This window comes from Myroides guanonis, assembly GCF_900114085.1.
In the GTDB taxonomy this organism is placed as follows: domain Bacteria; phylum Bacteroidota; class Bacteroidia; order Flavobacteriales; family Flavobacteriaceae; genus Flavobacterium; species Flavobacterium guanonis.
Genome location: NZ_FORU01000001.1, coordinates 351,272 through 374,880, shown reverse-complemented (window position 1 = coordinate 374,880; position 23,609 = coordinate 351,272). Strand labels below are relative to the sequence as shown.

The window sequence follows — 23,609 nt, the reverse complement described above, 5'->3', positions numbered from 1 at the left end:
CAATGAAAAAGGTATATATACTATTCTTAGTACTATGGAGTTCAACTTTATTAACTTCATGTGATTTAGAGACCAACCCGACCACTTCTGTTGAAGCTAGTCAAGTTTTTGCCACCACTTCTGATGCTGATAAGGTACTCATCGGATCATGGAGCTATTTAATGGAAACGTTTAACTCTTACGCCAATCCTGGTTTTGGGGCTATGTTAAGAGCAAACGATGCTATGGGATCTGACGTTGTATTAAACACTCGTTATGGTTTTAGTTCTCACTACGCATTTACAGCTCTTTATGGTAAAGGAGGAACCAATAGCTTAAGTTGGGTACTGGCATACAAAACAATCAATAATGCAAATGCTGTTATTAGTAATATTGGTTTAGCAAAAGGTACCGAATCAGAAAAAAACAGAATTGCTGGACAGGCTTATGCTCTTAGAGGTTTTATGTATTTGCACTTGGCTTCAAGTTATTCTTTTGCTATTGACAAAGATCCAAACGCACTTTGTGCTCCTATTTACACAGAGCCTTCTACTGCTAACACACTTGGAAAACCAGCAGCGACTGTAAGTCAAGTTTATAATCAGGCAATAGACGACCTAGAAATAGCATTGAAATTAATACCTGAAAACTATCAACGTAATTCTAAATACAAAATAGACACTTCAGTTACTCTTGGGTTGCTTTCACGTGCGAGTTTGTATGCTAGAGATTGGCAACGTGCAAAAAAATATTCAGACCAATTATTAATTCTCAACAATTACTTGATGAGTGAGGTTGAATACAAATCTGGTTTTAATGACGTTTCTAATGGAGAATGGATTTGGGGACATCCACAAACTAACAATCAAAACAATGCTAGTTACCAATTTCATTTTTTAGACACCACTTCGGAACAGAGTTATTATTACAGTTTTAACGTTGACCCATACTTTAGAGATTTGTTTAATGATGGCGATTATAGAAAGAAAATGATTTATTGGGCGACAGACCCTGGTAAAGATCCTCAAAAAGAATCATTTGTATGGATGCGATTTTCTAAATTTAAATTTAAAGCTGGAGATATTGCCGATATTGTTTTGATGCGTACTTCCGAAATTTATCTAATAAATGCAGAAGCAAAAGCCCAACTTCAAGACCCAAACGCCTTGGTAGTTTTAAATGAATTAAAATCTGCTAGAGGAGCGCAAGAAGTTCAAGGTCTTAGCGGGCAAATTCTTATTAACGCTATATGGGAGGAACGTAGAAAAGAATTATTTGGCGAAGGTTTTGCTTTAATTGATATCATTAGAAATCAACAAGCTGTGGTTCGAAAAGATTTTCCACAATATCCTAAGATTAATTATAGCTATACTGACAATCAAGGGCAATTACAATCTGTTTCTTTAACTCCACAAGGACATCGAGTATTTGTATTCCCAGATCAAAGTCCGTTCAAAGCTAATAGTCCGTATTATCTCTACAGAATTCCAAATTCAGAGGAATTAACAAATGACAATTTATATAACTAAAGTTTATATATATCAAAACAGGCTATCTAAGATTAGATAGCCTGTTTTATTTTTAAAATCATCGAATCCATGTGTAATGATCATTTGTAACGTTTAATATATTTGGCTTTAAGCTCCCATATTATTGCTTGAAACAGTATATTTGTTTGAAAGTAAAAATGCTATGAGAGAGCTTATCATTGCAGATAAACAAGACATTACGAGATTGGGAGTTCAACATTTAGCGAAAGATTTATCATCTATCCGTTTCATTGCTTTTGCCAAATCGAAATCTAATTTAAAATCTTTGCTTCTCAAATACCCTCATGGAGTTATTATATTAGATTACTCCAATTTTGACTTTACCAATTTTGATGAATTAATACTCTATACACAAGACTTCCCTTTAACTAACTGGATTTTATTTTCTGATACATGGTCCGATGACTTTTTAAAACAAGTTTTTCAAGATGTAGCATTTTTTAGTGTGGTGCTAAAGAGTAGTACTCTTTTTGAAATCAAGAAAACATTAGAGATGTCTCTAAATGGGAAAGTTCACTTATGCAAAGAAATTGCCACTAAAAAAAGAGGGGTCTCGAGTATGAAGACTAAAGCTGATAGCTTGCTTACTCAGTCGGAAAAAGAAGTTCTTAAAGAAATAGCCTCTGGAAAAACAACTAAAGCTATTGCCTTTGAACGCAATCTTAGTATTCATACCATTATGACTCATCGTAAAAACATCTTTAAAAAACTAGAGATAAACAACGTTCACGATGCTATTCGCTATGCTATCAGGGCAGGAATTATTACCAGAGATGAGTATAGCATTTAAAATTAAAACAAACCTTCTACTGAAAGATAACGATCTCCTGAATCATAATTTATTGTCATTATTTTTGTGCCTTGAGGTACCTTTGAAACTAACTTGTCTATTACTGCTAATACAGCACCTGTAGAAATACCTACAAAGAGTCCTTCTTTAATCGCTACTTTATTTACAAATTCATAAGCTTCCTCATTACTTATTTTCTCCACTCCATCTACTATACTTTTGTTGAGGTTTTTAGGAATAAATCCTGCTCCGATACCTTGAATTGCATGTGGGCCTGAGGTCCCACCGCTGAGTATAGCTGAATCCTCTGGTTCAACAGCAATAATCTTAATTTCTGGAAAATATTCTTTCAACACTTCTCCAATACCACTCACATGTCCACCTGTTCCAACTCCACCTACAAAATAATCAAATCCTTCTGGAAAGTCTTCTACTATTTCTTTAGCTGTGGTTCTTTTGTGAATTTCGGGATTTGATGGGTTTTCAAATTGTTGAGGTATCCATGAACCTTCAATGGAATCTGATAACTCATTCGCTTCAGCAATAGCTCCTTTCATTCCTAAGTCGGACGGAGTTAGTATCAAAGTTGCTCCTAGTGCTCTCATTTGTTTTTGACGTTCCAATGACATAGATTCTGGCATTGTAATAATTAACTTATACCCTTTTAATGCAGCCACCAACGCTAAACCAATGCCCGTGTTTCCAGAAGTGGGTTCTATGATAGTTCCTCCTTCTTTTAATAAACCTTGAAACTCTGCATCTTCCACCATAGCAAGTGCTATACGGTCTTTTAAACTGCCTCCAGGATTATTTTTCTCTAATTTAATCCAAACCTCACAGTTTGGAAATAGATTAGACAAACGTATATGTGGCGTGTTGCCAATGGTTTCTAAAAGGTTATTGTATCTCATGATGATGGTTATAAGTACCTATAACAAAGATACTATATCGATTTAATACTCAAAGTTTATATCTGGTTAATCTTATATACCATTTACTTCAATTTAGTGTAATTTGTATTTAGATCCCATTCCCTACAAGGTTACTCATTTTGTGACTTAAAGTATAAAAAATGACTAAATCCAAAATCATACATTCTCTAACAATTAATAATAGATTAAGCTTATTTCAATAAGATACATCATTGATAAAAAATTAAACTTCCACAGTCTTGGTGTTATAGTAAAGACACTTACAATACCAAGTTAATAATCACACAAAATTCGCTTCATAAATATAAATCTTTACAAGTAAACATTTAATTAACAAAAATAAAACACACAAATAGAGTCTTATATTACAAAATACTTAAAAAAATAAATAAATCTATAAAAACATACTAAAAACATTATTAAATTTAGTACTCCAAATCAATTCAAAGATTAAAAATATGGAAAGTAAATATTGTCTTAATTGTAAAAAAGAGTTAACTGGCAAATACTGTTCTGGCTGTGGACAAAAAGCCGATACTCACCGTATTACCTTTAATAATTTTATTTCTCATGATGTATTACATGGAATATTTCACATCGAAAAAGGTATGTTATTTACAGCAAAACAAGCATTAATACGTCCGGGGACAGCTTCACTAGATTATATTGCAGGAAAGAGAAAACCATACTATAATGTCTTTCTATTTATTTTATTAACCATTGGTTTGATGTTGTTTTTAAAGCATTTTTATAATGACTTACTTATTAATCAAGGTAGACCCTTATCAAATGACTCAATAAATTTAAATCAAGCTAGTAAAACAATAAACAACATTCTCTCTCAAAAGACAAAAATAATTATCTTTCTTTTTGTTCCCTTTGCCGCTTTGAACAGTTTTATTCTATTTAATAGAAAAAAATTGAATCTAAGTGAACATTTTATAATCGCTGGAATGATACTATTAGGTGCCTTAATACTATATACAATTGGAAATATTTTTTTCTATTTAGACTTGATTATTGAGTTTACTAATACTTTTACCAATCGAGTTGGTATATTACTTACTTTTCTAATTTTCTTATATATAGGATATGGATATTATAATGCTTTCGGTTCTGATTATTCTACACTAGGTTTTAGTTATAGAACTCTCTTTTTTTTCATGTTGATTTTTATTGAAATGAGCATTATGCTTTTCATTACGATTGGTATGGTTACAAATTGGGAATTTGGAGAAATTACAATATCCCTTTTTTAATTAAAATTATCGGCTAGTTTATACGATTGCTCTACATTAACAGTCCTCATAGTATCGTCATATATAATGATTAAAAAAAACTCAATATTCCTAATAGACTTTATTTTACCAAGTATATCTTCATAAAAGATTGACATAGTTATAACAGTTAAAAGCCTATTGTGATAAAATATAATTCGGATATTTGCTCTTGAATTAATATCATATTCAATAGTTAAAACTCAAATTATATCTAACAACAGATCATGGAAATTAAAAAGACGAATACCGCTGTTCCAGCTGCCTTATTATCTATGGTTTGTGTTCAAGGAGGAGCTTCAATAGCTAAACAACTATTTCCTTCTATTGGAGCAATAGGAACTAGTACATTAAGAATTGGATTATCTGCTATTCTACTTACCATTATTAATCGTCCTAAGTTTTCCACTTTTACAAAGCAACAATGGTTGTATTGTAGCATATATGGTTTAGGTATAGCTGCTATGAATCTTATTTTTTATATGGCTATTCAACGTATTCCCTTAGGTCTAGGGGTTACTGTGGAATTTATAGGTCCACTATTTTTAGCACTAGCTTTATCTCGAAAATGGATGGATGTTGTATGGGCTCTATTAGCTTGTGCGGGAATTCTTTTTATTGTACCCTGGCAAAACAACGATGTAGATTTACTTGGTCTTTTCCTAGCCTTTCTTGCTGGAGTTTTTTGGGCTGTTTATATTGTTATGGGGGGAAAAGTAGCCGCAATTATGCCTGGCAAAGATGCAGTAACTACAGGAATGTTGTTTGCTACTGCTATTATTATTCCTTTTGCACTATGGGATGGCGCTTTAATGAACCTTACTCCTATTCTCTTTTTAAAAGGCTTAGGTGTTGCTATATTATCTAGTGCACTACCCTTTTCTTTAGATTTAGTTGCTTTGAAACAATTACCTGCAAAAACCTTTAGTATCTTGACTAGTTTACAGCCAGCTTTTGCTGCTTTTTCTGGTCTTATTTTTCTATCAGAGAAACTAACTATTTTACAATGGGTTTCAATTGCCTGCGTAATTACAGCAAGTATGGGAGCTACTATTTTTAGTAAGAAAACATAAAAAGCACCCCAATAAGGGGTGTTTTTGTTTTTATAACTATTGTTTTATTCTTCTATATCAAGTTGCCTTTGGAATTCTTCCAAATATAGAGCCAAATGCAGGCCGTCAGCCAATCCATGATGTGCTTCAATTGAAACTGGAAGCATCATTTTACCTTCTTTAATAGCAAATTTTCCAAAAGTAATTTTAGGGATAGAATCTGTAGAATCAAAATTAGTTGGATGTAACAAACCACTAAACGAATGCCAAGGAAAAGTAGAATGACGTATTAAATCTACATTAAAATCGTCATTACTCAATCTCAATCCACTAGAGTTCTTAACCGCCTTTATTTCTTCTTGTAGAGCTGCATTAAATATACTAAACTCATTATTGAATGGGATATACGTAAATCCGAAAGTTCCATCTTCTCTAGCAATTGTCGACCCTGCATGTATGACATCAAACTCAACTACTGTTTCACCTACAATTCTATATCTTAGCTCTTCCACTGAATTAACAGCAATCATTGATTTATGAAGGTAATTAGCAAAAAACGATTCTCCATTTTTCTTTGAATGATTGTAACAGGTAGTACAATCTACTTCTGCTACCACTCCAAAGAAGGGACTTGCCATCTTTGAGAAAAAATTAAAATGTTCTTTTCTTTTCCAATTCTCAATATCTATTGTTTTCATTTTCTCTTTTACCAACTTTACTTACTTATTCTAAACTTCAGTTTTCAAAAATCGATTTTCTTAACCGTCATAGGCAAAGTTACTATAAACCATTCAAAATCTAAAAGATTCAATCATAGATGTCTTCGACATAAAATTTGTTTACTTTTTAACTTATATGGAATCAATAATAATTTTAGAAAAATAAAAAAAGGGTTATCTATTTAGATAACCCTTTTGAATTAGGTGTTTAGATGAAGTTATTTTACTTCTTCGTAATCAACATCTTGTGTACCATCTGCATCAGCTGGACCTTGATTAGGTTGTGCTCCTTGTGCACCTCCTTGCGTTTCAGCTTCTGCTTTATACATTTCTTCAGATGCTGCTTTCCAAGCTTCGTTGATTTTATCTAAAGCTGGTTGAATTGTAGCCATTTCTTTAGTCTCAAACGCTTTTTTCAACTCATCTAAAGCTGATTGAATGTTAGTTTTGTTCGCGTCTGATAATTTATCACCAAACTCGCTCAATTGTTTTTCTGTTTGGAAAATCATTCCATCAGCTTCATTCAATTTATCAGCAGTTTCTTTTGCTATTTTATCAGCATCAGCATTTGCTTCTGCTTCTTTTTTCATTCTTTGGATTTCTTCTTCAGTCAATCCTGATGAAGCTTCGATTCTAATATCATGTGATTTACCAGTTCCTTTATCAGTCGCTGATACTTTAATGATACCATTAGCATCGATATCGAAAGTCACCTCAATTTGAGGAACTCCTCTTTGTGCTGGTGGAATTCCATCTAAATGGAATCTACCGATTGTTTTATTGTCGTTAGCCATAGGTCTTTCTCCTTGCAATACATGGATTTCAACAGATGGTTGATTATCTGCAGCTGTAGAGAACACCTGAGATTTCTTAGTAGGAATAGTAGTATTAGATTCGATTAATTTCGTCATTACACCACCCATAGTCTCAATTCCTAAAGACAATGGAGTAACATCTAATAACAATACATCCTTAACATCTCCACTTAAAACTCCACCTTGAATAGCAGCTCCAATTGCAACTACTTCATCAGGGTTCACCCCTTTCGAAGGTTTTTTACCAAAGAAAGCTTCAACTTCTTCTTGAATTTTAGGGATACGTGTAGAACCTCCAACTAAAATTACTTCGTCAATATCAGATTTAGATAATCCAGCATCTTTTAAAGCTTTTTCACAAGGCATCATAGATCTTCTAATCAAATCATCTGACAATTGTTCAAATTTAGCTCTAGTCAATGTTTTAACTAAGTGTTTTGGTCCTGAAGCTGTAGCTGTTACATAAGGTAAGTTGATCTCAGTTTGAGTAGCAGAAGATAATTCTACTTTTGCTTTCTCAGCTGCTTCTTTTAAACGTTGAAGAGCCATTGGATCTTTACGTAAATCTACACCTTCTTCACTTTCGAATTCCGAAGCTAACCAGTTAATAATTACTTGGTCAAAATCGTCACCACCTAAATGTGTATCTCCATTAGTAGAAAGTACTTCAAAAACTCCATCTCCTAACTCAAGGATTGAGATATCAAAAGTTCCACCTCCTAAGTCATATACAACGATCTTTTGGTCTTTACCTGCTTTGTCTAAACCATAAGCTAAAGCTGCTGCTGTAGGTTCGTTGATAATACGTCTTACATTTAATCCTGCAATCTCACCAGCTTCTTTAGTAGCTTGACGTTGTGCATCATTAAAGTAAGCAGGCACTGTAATTACAGCATCTGTAACTTCTTGTCCTAAATAATCTTCTGCCGTTTTCTTCATTTTCTGAAGAGTCATTGCAGACAATTCTTGTGGAGTATACAAACGACCATCAATATCAACTCTAGGTGTATCGTTGTCTCCTTTTACCACTTTGTATGGTACTTGCGTTAACTCACTTGTTACTTCACTATACTTATCACCCATAAAACGTTTGATAGATGATATAGTTTTAGTAGGGTTAGTTACAGCTTGTCTTTTTGCAGGATCTCCTACTTTAATTTCTCCACCTTCTACGAAAGCAATTACTGACGGAGTTGTTCTTTTTCCTTCTGCATTAGGAATAACTACTGGCTCATTTCCTTCCATCACGGAAACACATGAATTTGTAGTTCCTAAGTCAATTCCAATTATTTTACTCATAATATTTATAATAGTTAGATTATATACTGATTTTTTAAACTCGCTTTACTATAGTCAATCACTGTGCCAAGCTTCTCAAGGTTCTCTTGTGTCAGATTTTACCCTTCCCCTCTCTTTTTATTATGACATTTTGACATTTTACAACTAAAATATATTCCGGAAAACTGACTAAATATCCGCTTCTTTTGTCAGAATTTTTAACGAACGAACTTAATCTCTTTAGTTGTGCCTTCCGTGTTTTGTAGTATCTTCGTGGTTCTAACCAAATCATTTATTATGGAGTGCATTTCTGTTTTTGATATGTTGAAAATTGGCGTTGGTCCATCAAGCTCCCACACTTTAGGTCCATGGAGGGCTGCAGAATCTTTTCTAAAAGAATTGAATGAGCAACATCTACTTAAGGACACCACTCATGTACGTATCGACCTTTACGGTTCTTTATCGTTGACAGGAGTTGGTCATGCTACAGATTATGCTGTAATGTTAGGCTTAAGTGGTGCCGACCCAGAATATGTTCCTATAGATAATATAGATAGTATTATACGAACAATTAATACTCAAAAAACATTACTTCTAGCTGATCAATATAATATTTCTTTTAATCCAAAAGAAGATATTGTATTTAATCGTCAGTTTTTACCTTTCCATGCAAATGGAATGAAATTTACAGCAACTCACAACCATGGAACTTATGAATCGATTTTTTATTCAATCGGTGGAGGGTTTGTTGTGAAAGAAGAGACTGCTGCTAATCCCGAATACGAAATGATCAAAGCTACTTTTCCTTTTCCAATTGATAAAGGGACAGAGTTATTAGCATTCTGTAAAGCGGAAGGCAAATCTATATCTGAAATCGTATTAGAAAATGAGCGTTCATTACGTTCTGATGAAGAGATTCAAAAAGAATTAATGCGCATTTGGAATACCATGCTAGAATGTATTTACACCGGCTGTCACACAGAAGGTATTCTTCCTGGAGGTTTGAATGTTAGAAGAAGAGCTTATGATTTACATCAAAATCTTAAGGGAGACCTTCCGTATTCAAATCCAAATGAGTGGTTACAAACTATCCGTAAAACAAAAGTTTACTTTAGACAAATTTTAAAATGGGTAAGTTGTTTTGCATTAGCCGTAAATGAAGTTAATGCTGCCTTAGGACGTGTAGTCACCGCACCAACCAACGGTAGTGCTGGTGTTATACCTGCCGTGTTAATGTATTACTTAGTAATTGAAAATCACAAAGCTTCAGACAAGGAAATACAACAATTTTTATTAGTTGCTGGAGAAATAGGTAGTATCTTTAAAAAAGGAGCAACTATTTCAGCTGCTATGGGTGGGTGTCAGGCAGAAATTGGCGTGTCATCTGCAATGGCAGCAGGTGCATTATGTGAGCTAATGGGAGGTTCTCCAGACCAAGTTTTAATCGCTGCTGAAATTGCTATGGAACATCATCTAGGACTAACATGTGACCCTATTGCTGGTTTGGTTCAAATTCCTTGCATTGAAAGAAATACTATGGGAGCTTTAAAGGCAATTAACGCGGCTGAATTAGCACTCGAAACAGATCCTAAAAATGTAAAGGTTCCTTTAGACAAAGTTGTAAACACAATGTGGGAAACCGCAAAAGACATGAATCATAAATATAAAGAAACCTCTGAAGGTGGACTAGCAGTTGCCGTGAGTTTATCTGATTGTTAACAGAGCATATGAAAGTACTTTACACAATTCTAGCCAGCATAGCATTCTCTTTAACCGCTATTGCCCAAGAACATTTTTTTGTAATATCTCCAAAATTAGTTTATGAAAAACCTAATTCTAAAAGCTTAGAAAAAGGGGTTTTACTTAGAGGAGCTAAAGTTGATGTTCTAAATAACCATAAAGACAAATGGTACGAGGTTACTTTAGATAATGGAACCAAAGGATTTATAACCAAAGATTATCTTGGTGATGCTTTATTTGGTCAAGATGAGTATATCTCATCGCCTGCTCCAATAATTGATATAGACGATTATTATGGTTCCCCTCATTTATTTATAACAAAATCAAAAGTTGCTGTCTACAAAGAACCAACTAAAGAATCAACCACCATCGGGAAACTTTTCAATGGAACACCTATTGCTTTAACCTACTACCCTTTTGAGCAAAATGAATGGGTTAATATAGGTTCATTCAAAGATGAAAGTCATGCCTTTGTAGAACAGTATACACTAGGTAAAAGACCTGTGTTTAAAGAGCTGGTGAAGAAATATAATCAGTCAGAATTTTACGAAGACAAGCTAAAATTTTCCAATGAAATGCTTGAATTAAGTTGGCAAAATAGCTTAGAAGACCAAAAAACGGCTTTAGAATATGCTATTAAAACGGCTAAGATTAAAAAGGACATCAACAGTGAAAAATACTATTCTACACTCCTAAAATATGTTGAAGGTGCTCTAAATCCAGTAAAAGTTGAAGACGCAGAATCTTTTTTTAAAGTTGACCAAACAGGGTTCGTTTTAAACGGTGTGCTTGAACCTATCAAGGGTTTTACAAAATCAGATATTGAAATAACTTTAGGAAAGAGAATTAAACTTCTTTCTTTTTATAATGAATGTACTGCTGAAGAAGGTGATATCTATAGATTATACACTTTAGGAACCGTAGGTTTTAACGATTCACAAAGAACAACAAAAATTTATGAATTAGACATAACTGACAAAACTGCCTTTCGCTTTCACAAATACCTATTTACATCCAAAACGTCTATGGAGGGATTTGTGAATGTAACCAAGGGATACCTAAGTTATTACGATTTTGAAAATAACATATTCAAGGTACAAACTGAAATGGGAGGTTATGATTTTTACTTTACCAACAATAAATTGGTAAAAGTTGTATTCTATTATTACTGTTAAAAAAAGTAGAGTTCACAGAATTTAAGTACCTTTACCTTTCATTAAAACTTGAATTATAATGTCAGTTGCAAAGAAAGACTACAAAAAAGTAACCACTAAATCACTCATTGATATGAAGGCAAATGGAGAAAAAATATCCATGCTAACATGTTATGACTATTCTATGGCAAAAGTTTTAGAAGCTGGTGGTGTAGATGTTATGCTAGTAGGAGATTCTGCTAGTAATGTAATGGCTGGTCATGAAACCACACTACCTATTACATTAGATCAGATGATATATCATGCTTCTTCTGTAGTAAGAGGTGTAGAAAGAGCTTTAGTAGTAGTAGATTTACCTTTTGGAACTTATCAATCTGATCCAAAAGAAGCCTTACGATCTGCTATTAGAATTATGAAAGAAAGTGGCGCTCACGCTGTTAAATTAGAGGGAGGCCATGAGGTAAAAGATGGAATTAAAAGGATTTTAGGCGCTGGAATTCCTGTTATGGGACACTTAGGTCTAACACCTCAATCTATATATAAATTCGGAACATATACCGTACGAGCAAAAGGTGACGAAGAAGCTGACCAACTAATACAAGATGCTAAAATGCTTGAAAAAGTAGGATGTTTTGCCTTGGTTCTCGAAAAAATACCGGCTGCTCTTGCTAAAAAAGTAGCAGAAAGTATTTCTATCCCTGTAATCGGTATCGGTGCTGGAAATGGAGTTGACGGACAAGTTCTAGTCGTTCATGATATGATCGGTTTAACCCACGAATTTAACCCCCGCTTTTTAAGACGCTATTTAAATATCTATGACCAGATGAAAGAGGCTGTCTCGCAATACGTTTCAGATGTGAAGTCAGTTGATTTTCCAAATGAGCAAGAACAATACTAAACAAGATTAATTCTTGTAAATATAGGATGCATCCAAAATAGATGCATCCTTTTTAATTTTATCGAACTAATGCTTTCCTTTTTTAAACACATATCGGATTTATAACAATGAAAATTAGAAGTACTCCAAATAACCTACAAGTTCTATATGAAGATAATCACATTATCGTCATCAACAAACGCGTCGGAGATTTAGTTCAAGGAGACCAAACAAAAGACGCTCCTTTAAGTGAAATCATAAAGGAATATCTGAAAGAAAAATACAATAAGCCCGGCGCTGTATATTTAGGAGTAGTACATAGACTTGATCGTCCTACCTCAGGAATTGTTTTATTTGCAAAAACCTCCAAAGCCTTAACTCGTTTAAATGAATCTTTTAAAAATAGGGAAACAAAGAAAACCTATTGGGCTGTTGTAAAAAATACACCAGAAGAAATAAGCGCAACACTAACTCATTATTTGGTAAGAAACCCTAAAAACAACACTTCTAAAGCTCATATTAAAGAAGTACCCCAAAGTAAAAAAGGAGTTCTGAGTTATACGGTTTTAAAACGTCTAAACACATATAGTGTCTTAGAAATAGATTTATTTACCGGTAGACATCATCAAATACGAGCACAACTTACAGCTATTGGTTCTCCAATAAAAGGTGACCTAAAATATGGTTTCGACAGAAGTAACCCAGATGGCGGCATACACCTACATGCTAGAACATTAACATTTACACATCCTGTTACAAAAGAAATTATCAAACTTGTCGCACCTACACCAGATGATGTAATCTGGAATCTTGTCTAATCAACAAAATTCATATAATAAAAAAAAGAGGCTATAAAATTTAAAAATTTTATAGCCTCTTTTTTTTATTATAAATAACTATTCTGATAATAAGGATTAACGTGAATAGTTAGGAGCTTCTTTTGTTATTGTAACATTATGTGGATGACTCTCACCAATTCCCGACGCAGTCAAACGAATAAAACGTGCACTCTCTTGAAGAGTTCTAATGTCTTTTGAACCACAGTACCCCATTCCTGCTCTCAATCCTCCAATAAATTGTTGCATACTTTCATTCAACTCTCCTTTGTAAGGAACTCGACCAACTATTCCTTCTGGCACCAACTTCTTAACATCATCTTCTACATCTTGAAAATAACGATCTTTTGAACCTTGTTTCATAGCCTCAACCGATCCCATTCCACGATATGATTTGAATTTTCTTCCTTCAAATATAATAGTCTCTCCTGGAGATTCTTTTGTACCAGCTAACATTGAACCCAACATTACACAATCCGCACCAGCTGCTAAAGCTTTTGGTATATCCCCAGTATAACGAATACCTCCATCTCCAATAACAGGCACTCCAGTTCCTTGCAATGCAGCAGCTACTTCTAAAATAGCTGAAAACTGAGGAAAACCAACCCCAGCAACTACACGTGTAGTACAAATTGAACCTGGTCCAATACCTACTTTAACAGCATCAGCACCGTGCTCCACCAAATACAAGGCTGCCTCAGGAGTAGCTATATTACCTACTACAACATCTATTTCTGGAAAATTATTTTTAACCTCTTTTAAAACACCTACAACACCTTTTGAATGCCCATGTGCTGTATCAATAATTAATGCATCTACACCTGCTGCAACTAATGCTGCTGCGCGTTCAACTGCATCTGCTGTAACTCCAAGAGCTGCCGCTACACGTAGACGTCCAAATTTGTCTTTATTTGCATTTGGTTTTAAAGTCAATTTAGTAATATCTCTAAATGTAATAAGCCCTACTAATTTGTAAGACGAATTAACAACTGGAAGTTTTTCGATTTTATTCTTTTGAAGTATTTCTTCTGCTTCAGGAAGCGTAGTTCCTTCTACTGCTGTAACTAAATTTTCTTTAGTCATTACTTCTAATATAGATTTAGTATTTACTTTTTCAAAACGCAAATCTCTATTAGTAACAATTCCTTTTAAAACACCATTTTCATCAACGATTGGAATACCTCCAATACCATACTCCTTCATCGCTTGCTTTGCATCACCAACACATGCAGTCAAAGGCAATGTAATAGGATCAATAATCATTCCTGATTCTGCTCTTTTTACCTTTCTAACCTCGATAGCTTGTTCTTCAATGGTCATGTTTTTATGCAAAACACCAATTCCTCCCTCACGAGCCATAGCTATAGCCATTGCACTTTCTGTTACTGTGTCCATAGCAGCAGAAACGATTGGAACATTTAAAGTAATGTTTCTTGAAAATTTTGATTGGATACTTACCTCTCTAGGCAATATCTCTGAGTAGTTAGGTATTAACAATACATCATCATATGTTAACCCTTCTCCTATGATTTTAGCTGAATGTGCTTTCATTGCAATTTGTAGTTGAATTGCACGCAAATTTAGGTTTTTTTATGGACTTTAAAAAGTATTAATGATAAAAATTAAATATTTTTAATGCCTCATTGTATGAGCTTTCAAAAGACATCGCACTTAAATTGGTTTCCACCTTGTTAGCTGTAAAATAACTTAACATCTTTTCTGTTGGCATATTGCCCGTTAAATCATCTTTTGCCATAGGACATCCTCCATAACCTTTTATAGCACCATCAAAACGTAGGCATCCGGCTTTATAAGCAGCATCTATCTTCTCAAACCAAGAATCAGGTGTTGTATGAAGATGAGCCCCAAACTCCATTGTTGGATATGCTTTGATCAAGTTTGAAAATAGGTAATCAATTTTCTCTGGTGTAGAACTGCCAATAGTATCAGATAAAGACAAAATGGTTACTCCCATATTAGAAAGCTTTTCCGTCCAATCACCTACTATATCAACATTCCAAGGATCTCCATAAGGATTCCCGAAGCCCATTGATAAATAAGCTACCACCTCTTTATTATTTTTAGATGCAATCTCTAAAATTTCAGATAATGTTACTAGAGATTCCGCGATAGTCTTATGAGTATTACGCATCTGAAAGTTTTCAGAAATAGAAAAAGGAAAGCCTAAGTATTTTATCTCTTTATGAACAGCAGCTAGCTCAGCTCCTCTTGTATTGGCAATAATAGCAAGAAGTTTACTTTGTGTCTTTGATAGATCCAAAAGTTCTAGAACCTCTACAGTATCTTGCATTTGAGGAATAGCTTTAGCTGAAACAAAACTTCCAAAATCTATTGTATCAAAACCTACACGCAAAAGAGATTGAATATACTGCACTTTTTTCTCAGTAGGTATATACATCTTGATTCCTTGCATCGCATCGCGTGGGCATTCTATTATTTTAACTGGCTTCATAGGAGTCCAAAGATAACGTATAGCTCTAAATTTTCAAAATTATAATAACAACATATTAAACCTTCCTTTTACTGAATATCTTCACAAAGAAAGCGGAAAAGTAAAACATATTCTTTTTCAAAAAAACATTTATTAACAAAAAAAAAGGGCTTTTCAGAAAAGCCCTTTTTATATTATTATTTTTAAGTCAACATTCCCCCATCGACATTAATTACTTGACCAGTAATATAACTCGATAATTCAGAAGCCAAGAAAACACAAGCATTAGCTACATCTTCTGGAGTACCTCCTCTTTTCAAAGGAATTGCGTCTCTCCAAACTTTCACTACTTCTTCTCCTAGTTTAGCTGTCATTTCAGTCTCAATAAATCCTGGTGCTATTACATTACAACGAATATTCCTAGACCCCAATTCCAAAGCTACTGACTTAGAGAAACCAATAACCCCTGCCTTAGATGCAGCATAATTAGTTTGTCCAGCATTTCCTTTAACACCAACAACAGAACTCATATTTATAATAGATCCTTTTCTATTTTTCAACATCGTTCTTTGAACAGCTTTTGTCATATTGAAAACAGACTTCAAGTTAATTTCAATTACACTATCAAAATCACTTTCAGAAAGACGCATCAGTAAGTTATCTTTCGTAATACCTGCATTGTTAATTAAAACATCAATATTTCCAAAATCAACTAATACCTGATCTACCAATTGTTGAGCTTGATCAAAATCCGCTGCATTCGATTGATATCCTTTAGCACGTACGCCTAAAGCGCTCAATTCTTTTTCTAACTCTTCCGCAGCTTGAGCAGATGAGCTATAAGTAAAAGCAACATCAGCTCCTTGTTCTGCAAATATTCTAGCTACACCTCTACCTATACCTCTACTAGCACCAGTAATAATAGCAATTTTTCCTTCTAATAATTTCATTTTTAAATCCAATTTTAACTTTTGAACCAGGGGCAAATATAAACATTTTCTACTTGCTCTAACTTTGTTACGCTATCTTTCTACTTTTTGAAACAAATAACATGTATAATGAGGTAATAATTAACAATGCAAAAATATAATGAACATTCTGTAATAATTCTAAATAATTCAATTTCGAATTTGTAAAACTTAGTAGAATCAAAACCTGTGCTCCATATGGTAATAAACCTTGAACTACACATGCAAAAATATCAAGAATAGACGCTAAGGTAGGTTTTGGTAATTCATATTCCTCTCCAATATCCTTTGCAAGATTTCCTGCTACTAAAATTGCAACTGTGTTATTTGCAACGGCGAAATTGATACTACTAACCAAAAAGCCTACTCCCCATTGAGCACTATTTGGGCTTTTCATAAAACTCTTCATTTTTGAAAGCAACCATGATATTCCTCCTTCTGACTCCATCATTTTTGCTAATCCTCCCGTTAACATTGACAATAGAAATATCTCTGTCATTGAAGTGAATCCATTATAAATTTCATTTGAGAATGTAATCAACGTAAAATCACCTTTTACAAAACCTATAAGACCAGAAATTAGAATACCAATAAACAAAACAGAAAACACTTGCATACCGGTCATAGCAAGAAATATAATAAGTATGTAAGGGACAAGCAACCAATAATTATGATCTGTAGTACCAACCACAATCATTTCATTTACATTCGAATTACTTCCTTTAAAAAGTAATATTAGTATTGTAATAATAGCTGCCGGTAAAGCAAATTTCAGATTTGCCTTAAATTTGTCTCTCATTTCACAACCAATCGTTTGTGTAGCAGCAATTGTTGTATCTGAAATCAATGAAAGATTATCTCCAAACATCGCACCACCTAGTAAAGCACCGCATAACAAACCTAATGAGATGCCACTTTGTTCAGATAATCCAACAACTATAGGACCAAGTGCAACAATACATCCAACCGAAGTACCTATAGAAACTGACAAAAAACAAGCAATCAAAAAAACACCTAAGGCTAAATATGATATAGGAATATAATGTAATCCAATACTCACCATCATATCAACACCTCCTATCGCTTTGGTAACAACGGCAAATGCACCTGCTAATAGGTAAACAATACACATAGTGATGATTTTAGAATCACCACACCCTTGAATAAACCAATTAATCTTAGTGCTAAAATCCGCTTTATATAATAGAAAGGCAACTGATATTCCTCCCAAAATAGCTACTGGTGCAGGTAATTGATAAAAATCCCCCAAATAAACTCCAGTACCTAAAAAGATAATTATGAAAATAAAAAAAGGAAGTAAAGTATAAAATTTGCTTGTTAACATGTTTACTAATTAAATTATTCAAATTAGAAAAACCGATGAAGCTCACAACATTTTTTCCAATTATTTGGCTTATCATATTTAGCACCTTACTTGTTGTTGTAGGTTGCTATTCCATTAATTACATAACTTAGTATAATTCAAACCTTGTAAATGATAATCTTTGAAAATTCTTGATAAAAAACGAAGATAATCATTTTTATCACATTCTATTTCAATTTAACACCTCATTGGCATAGGAGTTGTGTTAGTTAGATTAACCTTGCAACGAAAATATTATAGTATTATTTTTGCAAAAACATTATTTTGATATGAAAAAAATTATAGCAGTAGCGATTTTGACTGTTGGTTCTTTGTATGGAGCACATGCACAAGATATTTCAAAAAACGCCTTAGGATTACGTATTGGTGGTGATAGTGAATTTGGAGTTGGGATAAACTACCAAAGAGCACTTCAAAAGAATAATCGTTTAGAGCTCGAATTGGGTTGGAGAAATAGTAATGAATTTAATGCAGTTAAAGTAACTGGAATCTACCAATGGGTATGGAATATTGATGGTGGGTTTAATTGGTATGCAGGACCTGGTATAGGTATTGGTTCTTATAGTCATAAATACAAAGCACACGGAGTTCATTACAAAGATAGTGGTGCTTATGGCCTAATTACAGGAAATATAGGAATTGAATATAATTTCTCTGAATTACCTCTTCAACTTTCAGTAGATTTCCGTCCTGAAATTTACTTAAACGATGATTACCGAGATGGTATTTATGGAGATTTTGGTTTAGGAATCAGATATAAATTTTAATTAAAAGAGGCTGTTATATTTAGGACAGCCTCTTTTTTTTACCAATTCTGTTTCAAACCTAAATTGAAATCACATATTTAATGATTGTCTTATTTTATCTAGGTTTAGACTGTTAGCCATGGCAGAAAATATTTTAAAATAAGTGCATCTCTGTTCATAAAGCTCTTCATGAGTACCTGATGCAACAACCTTTCCTTCCTCCATAACAACGATGCTAGATGCATCTATAATTTGAGAAATACTATGAGAAACAATAATCACTGTTCGATTCTCTTTTATAGCATCTAAACTCTTTTTGATTTGTTCTGTGGCAATTGCGTCTAAACTTGCCGTTGGTTCATCCAAAAATATAATCGCGGGATCTTTTAAAAAGAGTCTAGCAATTGCAATACGTTGTTGTTGCCCACCAGATAATAATCGAGCATCTGACTGATATTTTTGAGGTAGCTCAATAATTTGATCATGGATATAGGCCTTTTTTGCAGCTTCTTCAACCAAACAAAATTCTGCATCTGGATTACCATATCGAATATTTTCTTCTATTGTTCCTTTGAAAATATGATTTTTTTGTAACACAAGTCCAATTTTCTTTCTTAGTTCCGTAGTATTATAATCAGCCAAATCAACACCATCTAAATAAATAGTTCCTTTTGAAGGTTGATAAAACTTATCCAATAAATTGATAATAGTACTCTTTCCAGCTCCACTTAAGCCAACTAATGCGGTAATTTCATTTGGTTTAATAACCATTGACACATCCTTTAGTGCCTCTGTCCCATTTGGATAATCAAAATAAACATCAGTCATTTCAATATGTCCTCCTATCTTTTCTGGTATATAGGTGCCAGAAGTCTCAACTTCTTGATTCGCATCAAGAATCTCAAAGAAACTTTCTGAATAAATCATTGCATCATTAATTTCATCATATATTCGATGCAATTGTCTAATTGGAGCTGTTACATTGTTAAACAACAAAATATGAAACATTATAGCCCCAATTGTCATTTCGCCATTCAGAACAAAATATGAGGTTAAAATAATAACCATCACTAATCCGAATTGTTCTAAAAAACTTTTTATGCCTTCAAAAAGAAAACTTGTTTTACGCGTTTGCAACTGATTTTCCGTCATATCATATTGAATCTTCTTATGCTTTTCAGCTTCCAAAGGTTCTCTTACAAAAGATTTTATAACTGTAATAGAATCTATAAGTGAAATAATTCCATTATTTTTTGTCTCTCTATAGGTCCGCATTTTCCTTCTAAAACCACTCAAACGATTTGCTTGTAATTGACTAACATAAAAATAAATAGGAACTATTGCTAAGCTTAAGAGTCCTACATATACATTGGCTAAAAATATAAAAATCAAAGCCACTATAGCATTTGCAAACAAAGGCATTATATCAATAAAGAAATTTTGAACCAATCTAGTAAGACTACTAATCCCTAAATCAATACGCGTTTGCAATTTACCACTTTCATTCTCTTCAGAAGTATAAAACGCCATTTTGTAAGTCAGTATCTTCTCTACGATAGCTTGAGAAAAATCACGAGAAATATAAATCCTTAATTTTTCACCATAATATTTTTGACCAAATTGGATAAAAGTATATAAAATTTCCTTGATCAGTAAAACTATACTTATAGTTGCTAACAAATGAAATCCAGAACTCAATGGTTGCTTCTCTACCATAAGATTACTAATACCGTCAACAGTATAACGCAATATTAATGCATTGATTTGCACTGCAAAAGAACCAACTATAGTTAATAATAATGTAGCAATTACAAGTCTTCGATATGGTTTTACGAATGGACGTATTTTACTCAGAAGTCCTCTTAATGTCATAGTCTAAATTTAAGTATTACATTTATTTAACACTAATTACAATTAAATACACATCCTAATATCCCTCCTTTTAAAACCTCTTATCTAATATATAAGCTTCCTGTCACCATCGTACAAGCCAATTAATATAGAATTTCCCTCTTTATCAATTCGAAGTCCACCATATTTAGCCTTTTCAAATTTCTCTCTATCACCTTCTTGAAAAAAATAAGATTCAGCCCCAATATTAAGCCTCCAATCAGGTTTAAAATATTTTACTAATAGTTCACCTTCTTTCAAAGGTTCATTTTTAGAAAAAAAACGAACTCCCTTCCCCACCCCATTCTCATCTAGTTGAATAACCAAATATCCGCGCTTAGATATACTGTTTTCTGAATTTGGATCTAAAACTGAACTAACTCTGACAGTGTCATTATTAGCCGTAATATCATCTATATACGAACTTTGAACTATTTTATAACTCAACTTCATATAGTCGCCCTGCATAAGAGAACGTGGATCAACTGGAGCTAATTCTAAAAGCACCAACTCACCTTCTTTTAAAATGGTCTCTTTATTAAACACAGTCATTCCAAAATAAACAAGAACTACTATTAAATTAGTAACAACAATATATTTTTTATAGTTCATTCGTTTTTGTTTTTCTATTTAACAATGTATAAAACCCAATTAATATTATCCCAGTTCCCATTAGTAACAATGACTTTATCATCAATGTAAATTGCAAATCATAATAAAACATAAACAAAAAATAACAAAACGAAAGAATAGCAAGTATTAACCCTGTTTTATACTGTGATCGGAAACACAGTAGAAGCAATAAAACACTAAATCCAAACCCTAAACTCATATACGTAGGTAGTATCAGTAATAGTCCTAAAGCTACAATTATAATAATATCTAGTATACTTAAATTCTTTTGTTCTTTTACAATTCTAAATACACACCATACTAAACATATATATAAATTAACTACAACTAATTCATCCAAATGAAAGGACACGCCAAAATAATTGGAAGGAGAAGTATAATTTAAAACTCCAAGAATTACAAGAATATGAGCTAATCTAATTGATTTATATGCATTTCTAATTTTAGCTCCCTTTAATAAAACAACAGATTCATTTAAAAATAAAAATGTAATAGATATCATAATTAAAATAAGGTAGAGACTTGCACCCCAAATTAAATTTGTCTCGACCGCAACTGCAAATAAACTTACAAGAACTCCAATCGATCCAAGAAATGACAACAACTCATTCTTAAACAATACCACACAAACAAAACCTATAGAAATTCCTAAAATAGAGCTATTAATCGTAGATATATAATCTAGATCATCTAATACAGCATAACAAAAGTAGGATGCCATAAGAACTAGACAGATTAAGATAGTATCGTATACAATTGTTTTTCTCTTTGTGTGTAACCAAAAAGCTATTCCCCAAAACAACAAAGCACATACTAAATTAAATACGTAGTTAATTGATAATTCTAATGCATAAACAGCTCCTAACAATGTAAAACTACCTATTATACCACCTAAAAGTGCAACAAACTTTATAGCAAAAGATGAATGACTCATAAGCTCCACCTCTTTCGCTTCCAAAATGGCATTTCTATCAAATGAAACTCCTATCGAGCTTAACTCGTCTAACTTCTTCTCAAGAATTTTGATTTCTTTATTTGTCTCCATTACTCCACTCTTTTTGTAAATTACTCAATTTAGTTATTAGTAAAGTACTTCCTAAAACAGCAAAAAGTCCAATAACCAAATAGCCTAAAGCACTATTAAACATAAAATTGCCTAGAAAAAAAGCTAGAATTATAATTATAGAAAAAGGAATCGCTGCAACTAAGAACAACTGACGTTTTCTATAACCATATAAGTATCCGACTCCAAACAATAAACAGCTCAAAATGACAAAAGCTAGAGAATAATAATTCACTTTGCCATTAACATTAAAATCATCAAAAATTCTAATTATACAACCAACACAAAGCAGTGTAATTAATATAAATTCCAAAATAATTAAATACCAACTAGGCACTGTTACATTATCATATTTTCTATCTACTATGATAGCCAATAGCAAGAAAAACAAATTCATCAGTACCATAAAAATACCAAATAGAAAAACATTCTCCCAGTAATAAACTTGAACATAATATAATACCAAAGTTGTATTACTTAAAATGACATAAAGAAACCATTGCCAAGAAAAATTCGAAACTAATGTCCATAAAGAAATAGCTAATATCCAAGCTAAGAATAAATCATACGAATTTGCACCGGTTTGATAAACTTGACCAAAAACTGCAAACAAAACACCTACCAATATGGAAGCTGCCAACAATAGAGTTTTTTTATATAAAAGTTTCCATTTTGTAAATAATGACAAGGATACAATACTTATAATCAGCACTATTGGAACACCAAGTTTAAAAGATTTGGAAAGTGAATCCCAATTATATGCAAAGAAAAATAGAACTCCTAACACAAATAATCCAATGCCAAGAGTAATTAAAGAAAGCTTCCCTACTTTATTGTATAAACTAGAATCTGCATAAAAATCTTCTTTTAACAGACATTGTAGGTCCTCATCCCTCAATGAACTATGATCAAGAAGAAGATTTAAATCAGATCTAGACCAATTTTTTTTTTTATTCTTTTTCATTCTTTAAAAATACAAAAAACCTGTGAGGAACGAATAGTATCTTAAAATATAAAAGAATTAGTAATAAATAAAAAATGTCTGTATGTGGAATAATAATTTAAGGATTACTTGGAAATAACAGGGGTTTCCGAAGAAGTAAAAAATAAAAGTTAAGCTATATATTTCAAAAAAATCTTTTCTGCTTTCTTCTTGTTAACTTCTTTCTTATAAGTGTCTGTTGAAGATATATAAACAACAGGAGCTTTTTTACACATTCCTTGACACTTCATTTTTTGTAGTTCAACACTTGATTCCAGTCCATGTTCCTCCAATAAATTTTCAAAACAAGTTTTTGCTTCTTCATTATAACGACAACATTTTTTTCCATCACAATAGAATATAACGTTCTCCCCTTTTTTAACTTTACTCATTATTGGTGTTGTAGATTATGAAGCAAAAGTAATGTTTTTATTTTTATTAATTCTAAATAAAGAAACAATTTTATTCATTTTAATATGTCAATAGTTAATT

21 protein-coding genes are annotated in these 23,609 nt (G+C 32.7%); 9 read left to right on the top strand and 12 right to left on the bottom strand.

The features are described from left to right. Positions 1–2: 2 nt before the first annotated feature. Together BM024_RS01645 and BM024_RS01640 are read left to right on the top strand one after the other, a co-directional pair. Positions 3–1,508, top strand: coding sequence for a RagB/SusD family nutrient uptake outer membrane protein (locus tag BM024_RS01645; RefSeq protein ID WP_090677703.1), 1,506 nt, complete (start codon positions 3–5; stop codon positions 1,506–1,508). Positions 1,509–1,671: 163 nt separating this feature from the next. Next, complete coding sequence (locus BM024_RS01640) at positions 1,672–2,319, top strand: helix-turn-helix transcriptional regulator (protein WP_090677702.1); 648 nt, start codon at positions 1,672–1,674, stop codon at positions 2,317–2,319. A gap of 2 nt (positions 2,320–2,321) precedes the next feature. Here BM024_RS01640 and cysK read toward each other — a convergent pair whose 3' ends face one another. Then, positions 2,322–3,230, bottom strand: coding sequence for a cysteine synthase A (cysK, locus tag BM024_RS01635; RefSeq protein ID WP_090677701.1), 909 nt, complete (start codon positions 3,228–3,230; stop codon positions 2,322–2,324). Positions 3,231–3,709: 479 nt separating this feature from the next. Between cysK and BM024_RS01630 the strand changes: the two genes are divergently transcribed. Next, positions 3,710–4,510 carry a DUF3667 domain-containing protein gene (locus BM024_RS01630; RefSeq protein WP_090677700.1) on the top strand — a complete coding sequence of 267 codons (801 nt, stop codon included), beginning with the start codon at positions 3,710–3,712 and terminating at the stop codon, positions 4,508–4,510. A 245-nt stretch (positions 4,511–4,755) separates the two neighbouring features. Continuing rightward, positions 4,756–5,601, top strand: a complete 846-nt coding sequence (locus BM024_RS01625) for an EamA family transporter (RefSeq protein ID WP_177190139.1) — start codon at positions 4,756–4,758, stop codon at positions 5,599–5,601. A 44-nt stretch (positions 5,602–5,645) separates the two neighbouring features. Here the strand turns inward: BM024_RS01625 and BM024_RS01620 are convergent, their stop codons facing one another. After that, complete coding sequence (locus BM024_RS01620; RefSeq protein WP_090677780.1) at positions 5,646–6,278, bottom strand: chloramphenicol acetyltransferase; 633 nt, start codon at positions 6,276–6,278, stop codon at positions 5,646–5,648. A gap of 239 nt (positions 6,279–6,517) precedes the next feature. Beyond that, positions 6,518–8,413, bottom strand: a complete 1,896-nt coding sequence (gene dnaK, locus BM024_RS01615) for a molecular chaperone DnaK (protein WP_090677699.1) — start codon at positions 8,411–8,413, stop codon at positions 6,518–6,520. A gap of 276 nt (positions 8,414–8,689) precedes the next feature. Between dnaK and BM024_RS01610 the strand changes: the two genes are divergently transcribed. The 4 genes from BM024_RS01610 to BM024_RS01595 all read left to right on the top strand — a co-directional run bounded on the left by BM024_RS01610 (position 8,690) and on the right by BM024_RS01595 (position 12,981). Beyond that, positions 8,690–10,111, top strand: a complete 1,422-nt coding sequence (locus BM024_RS01610) for an L-serine ammonia-lyase (RefSeq protein ID WP_090677698.1) — start codon at positions 8,690–8,692, stop codon at positions 10,109–10,111. 8 nt (positions 10,112–10,119) lie between these two features. Next, a complete protein-coding gene (locus BM024_RS01605) occupies positions 10,120–11,307 on the top strand; it encodes an SH3 domain-containing protein (protein ID WP_143077697.1) in 1,188 nt (395 codons plus the stop codon). Positions 11,308–11,365: 58 nt separating this feature from the next. Then, positions 11,366–12,184, top strand: coding sequence for a 3-methyl-2-oxobutanoate hydroxymethyltransferase (gene panB / locus BM024_RS01600; protein ID WP_090677696.1), 819 nt, complete (start codon positions 11,366–11,368; stop codon positions 12,182–12,184). A gap of 107 nt (positions 12,185–12,291) precedes the next feature. Next, positions 12,292–12,981: an RluA family pseudouridine synthase gene (locus BM024_RS01595; protein WP_090677695.1), complete on the top strand. Its 690-nt coding sequence runs from the start codon at positions 12,292–12,294 to the stop codon at positions 12,979–12,981. Positions 12,982–13,077: 96 nt separating this feature from the next. Here the strand turns inward: BM024_RS01595 and guaB are convergent, their stop codons facing one another. The 4 genes from guaB to BM024_RS01575 form a co-directional block, all read right to left on the bottom strand. After that, positions 13,078–14,550 (bottom strand): IMP dehydrogenase, encoded by a 1,473-nt coding sequence (gene guaB / locus BM024_RS01590; protein WP_090677694.1) that lies wholly within the window; start codon positions 14,548–14,550, stop codon positions 13,078–13,080. A gap of 58 nt (positions 14,551–14,608) precedes the next feature. After that, on the bottom strand, positions 14,609–15,472 hold the full coding sequence (locus BM024_RS01585) for a hydroxymethylglutaryl-CoA lyase (RefSeq protein ID WP_090677693.1): 864 nt from the start codon (positions 15,470–15,472) through the stop codon (positions 14,609–14,611). A 182-nt stretch (positions 15,473–15,654) separates the two neighbouring features. Next, positions 15,655–16,401, bottom strand: coding sequence for a 3-oxoacyl-[acyl-carrier-protein] reductase (fabG, locus tag BM024_RS01580; RefSeq protein WP_090677692.1), 747 nt, complete (start codon positions 16,399–16,401; stop codon positions 15,655–15,657). Positions 16,402–16,468: 67 nt separating this feature from the next. Further along, entirely contained in the window at positions 16,469–17,764 is a 1,296-nt protein-coding gene (locus BM024_RS01575) for a Na+/H+ antiporter NhaC family protein (protein WP_090677691.1), read from the bottom strand. A gap of 308 nt (positions 17,765–18,072) precedes the next feature. Here BM024_RS01575 and BM024_RS01570 point away from each other — a divergent pair, with 308 nt between their 5' ends. Beyond that, entirely contained in the window at positions 18,073–18,570 is a 498-nt protein-coding gene (locus BM024_RS01570; protein WP_090677690.1) for a hypothetical protein, read from the top strand. 69 nt (positions 18,571–18,639) lie between these two features. On the opposite strand, the gene BM024_RS01565 is transcribed toward BM024_RS01570, so the two are convergent. The 5 genes from BM024_RS01565 to BM024_RS01545 all read right to left on the bottom strand — a co-directional run bounded on the left by BM024_RS01565 (position 18,640) and on the right by BM024_RS01545 (position 23,509). Then, the gene (locus tag BM024_RS01565) at positions 18,640–20,421 is read right to left on the bottom strand and encodes an ABC transporter ATP-binding protein (RefSeq protein WP_090677689.1); all 1,782 of its coding nucleotides are present in this window, start codon (positions 20,419–20,421) and stop codon (positions 18,640–18,642) included. Between the two features lie 84 nt (positions 20,422–20,505). Beyond that, complete coding sequence (locus BM024_RS01560) at positions 20,506–21,051, bottom strand: GDYXXLXY domain-containing protein (RefSeq protein WP_090677688.1); 546 nt, start codon at positions 21,049–21,051, stop codon at positions 20,506–20,508. After that, a complete protein-coding gene (locus BM024_RS01555) occupies positions 21,041–22,117 on the bottom strand; it encodes a DUF4401 domain-containing protein (protein ID WP_090677687.1) in 1,077 nt (358 codons plus the stop codon). The genes BM024_RS01560 and BM024_RS01555 overlap by 11 nt, the downstream gene beginning before the upstream one ends. After that, complete coding sequence (locus BM024_RS01550; RefSeq protein WP_090677686.1) at positions 22,104–23,099, bottom strand: DUF2157 domain-containing protein; 996 nt, start codon at positions 23,097–23,099, stop codon at positions 22,104–22,106. The genes BM024_RS01555 and BM024_RS01550 overlap by 14 nt, the downstream gene beginning before the upstream one ends. A 149-nt stretch (positions 23,100–23,248) precedes the next feature. Next, positions 23,249–23,509, bottom strand: a complete 261-nt coding sequence (locus tag BM024_RS01545) for a (2Fe-2S) ferredoxin domain-containing protein (protein WP_090677685.1) — start codon at positions 23,507–23,509, stop codon at positions 23,249–23,251. Positions 23,510–23,609 lie beyond the last annotated feature (100 nt).

Bases quoted from the DNA above. Each gene is read 5' to 3' on its own strand.
- BM024_RS01645 (WP_090677703.1), top strand. From the start codon at position 3: ATGAAAAAGGTATATATACTATTCTTAGTACTATGGAGTTCAACTTTA.
- BM024_RS01640 (WP_090677702.1), top strand. From the start codon at position 1,672: ATGAGAGAGCTTATCATTGCAGATAAACAAGACATTACGAGATTGGGA.
- cysK (WP_090677701.1), bottom strand. From the start codon at position 3,230: ATGAGATACAATAACCTTTTAGAAACCATTGGCAACACGCCACATATA.
- BM024_RS01630 (WP_090677700.1), top strand. From the start codon at position 3,710: ATGGAAAGTAAATATTGTCTTAATTGTAAAAAAGAGTTAACTGGCAAA.
- BM024_RS01625 (WP_177190139.1), top strand. From the start codon at position 4,756: ATGGAAATTAAAAAGACGAATACCGCTGTTCCAGCTGCCTTATTATCT.
- BM024_RS01620 (WP_090677780.1), bottom strand. From the start codon at position 6,278: ATGAAAACAATAGATATTGAGAATTGGAAAAGAAAAGAACATTTTAAT.
- dnaK (WP_090677699.1), bottom strand. From the start codon at position 8,413: ATGAGTAAAATAATTGGAATTGACTTAGGAACTACAAATTCATGTGTT.
- BM024_RS01610 (WP_090677698.1), top strand. From the start codon at position 8,690: ATGGAGTGCATTTCTGTTTTTGATATGTTGAAAATTGGCGTTGGTCCA.
- BM024_RS01605 (WP_143077697.1), top strand. From the start codon at position 10,120: ATGAAAGTACTTTACACAATTCTAGCCAGCATAGCATTCTCTTTAACC.
- panB (WP_090677696.1), top strand. From the start codon at position 11,366: ATGTCAGTTGCAAAGAAAGACTACAAAAAAGTAACCACTAAATCACTC.
- BM024_RS01595 (WP_090677695.1), top strand. From the start codon at position 12,292: ATGAAAATTAGAAGTACTCCAAATAACCTACAAGTTCTATATGAAGAT.
- guaB (WP_090677694.1), bottom strand. From the start codon at position 14,550: ATGAAAGCACATTCAGCTAAAATCATAGGAGAAGGGTTAACATATGAT.
- BM024_RS01585 (WP_090677693.1), bottom strand. From the start codon at position 15,472: ATGAAGCCAGTTAAAATAATAGAATGCCCACGCGATGCGATGCAAGGA.
- fabG (WP_090677692.1), bottom strand. From the start codon at position 16,401: ATGAAATTATTAGAAGGAAAAATTGCTATTATTACTGGTGCTAGTAGA.
- BM024_RS01575 (WP_090677691.1), bottom strand. From the start codon at position 17,764: ATGTTAACAAGCAAATTTTATACTTTACTTCCTTTTTTTATTTTCATA.
- BM024_RS01570 (WP_090677690.1), top strand. From the start codon at position 18,073: ATGAAAAAAATTATAGCAGTAGCGATTTTGACTGTTGGTTCTTTGTAT.
- BM024_RS01565 (WP_090677689.1), bottom strand. From the start codon at position 20,421: ATGACATTAAGAGGACTTCTGAGTAAAATACGTCCATTCGTAAAACCA.
- BM024_RS01560 (WP_090677688.1), bottom strand. From the start codon at position 21,051: ATGAACTATAAAAAATATATTGTTGTTACTAATTTAATAGTAGTTCTT.
- BM024_RS01555 (WP_090677687.1), bottom strand. From the start codon at position 22,117: ATGGAGACAAATAAAGAAATCAAAATTCTTGAGAAGAAGTTAGACGAG.
- BM024_RS01550 (WP_090677686.1), bottom strand. From the start codon at position 23,099: ATGAAAAAGAATAAAAAAAAAAATTGGTCTAGATCTGATTTAAATCTT.
- BM024_RS01545 (WP_090677685.1), bottom strand. From the start codon at position 23,509: ATGAGTAAAGTTAAAAAAGGGGAGAACGTTATATTCTATTGTGATGGA.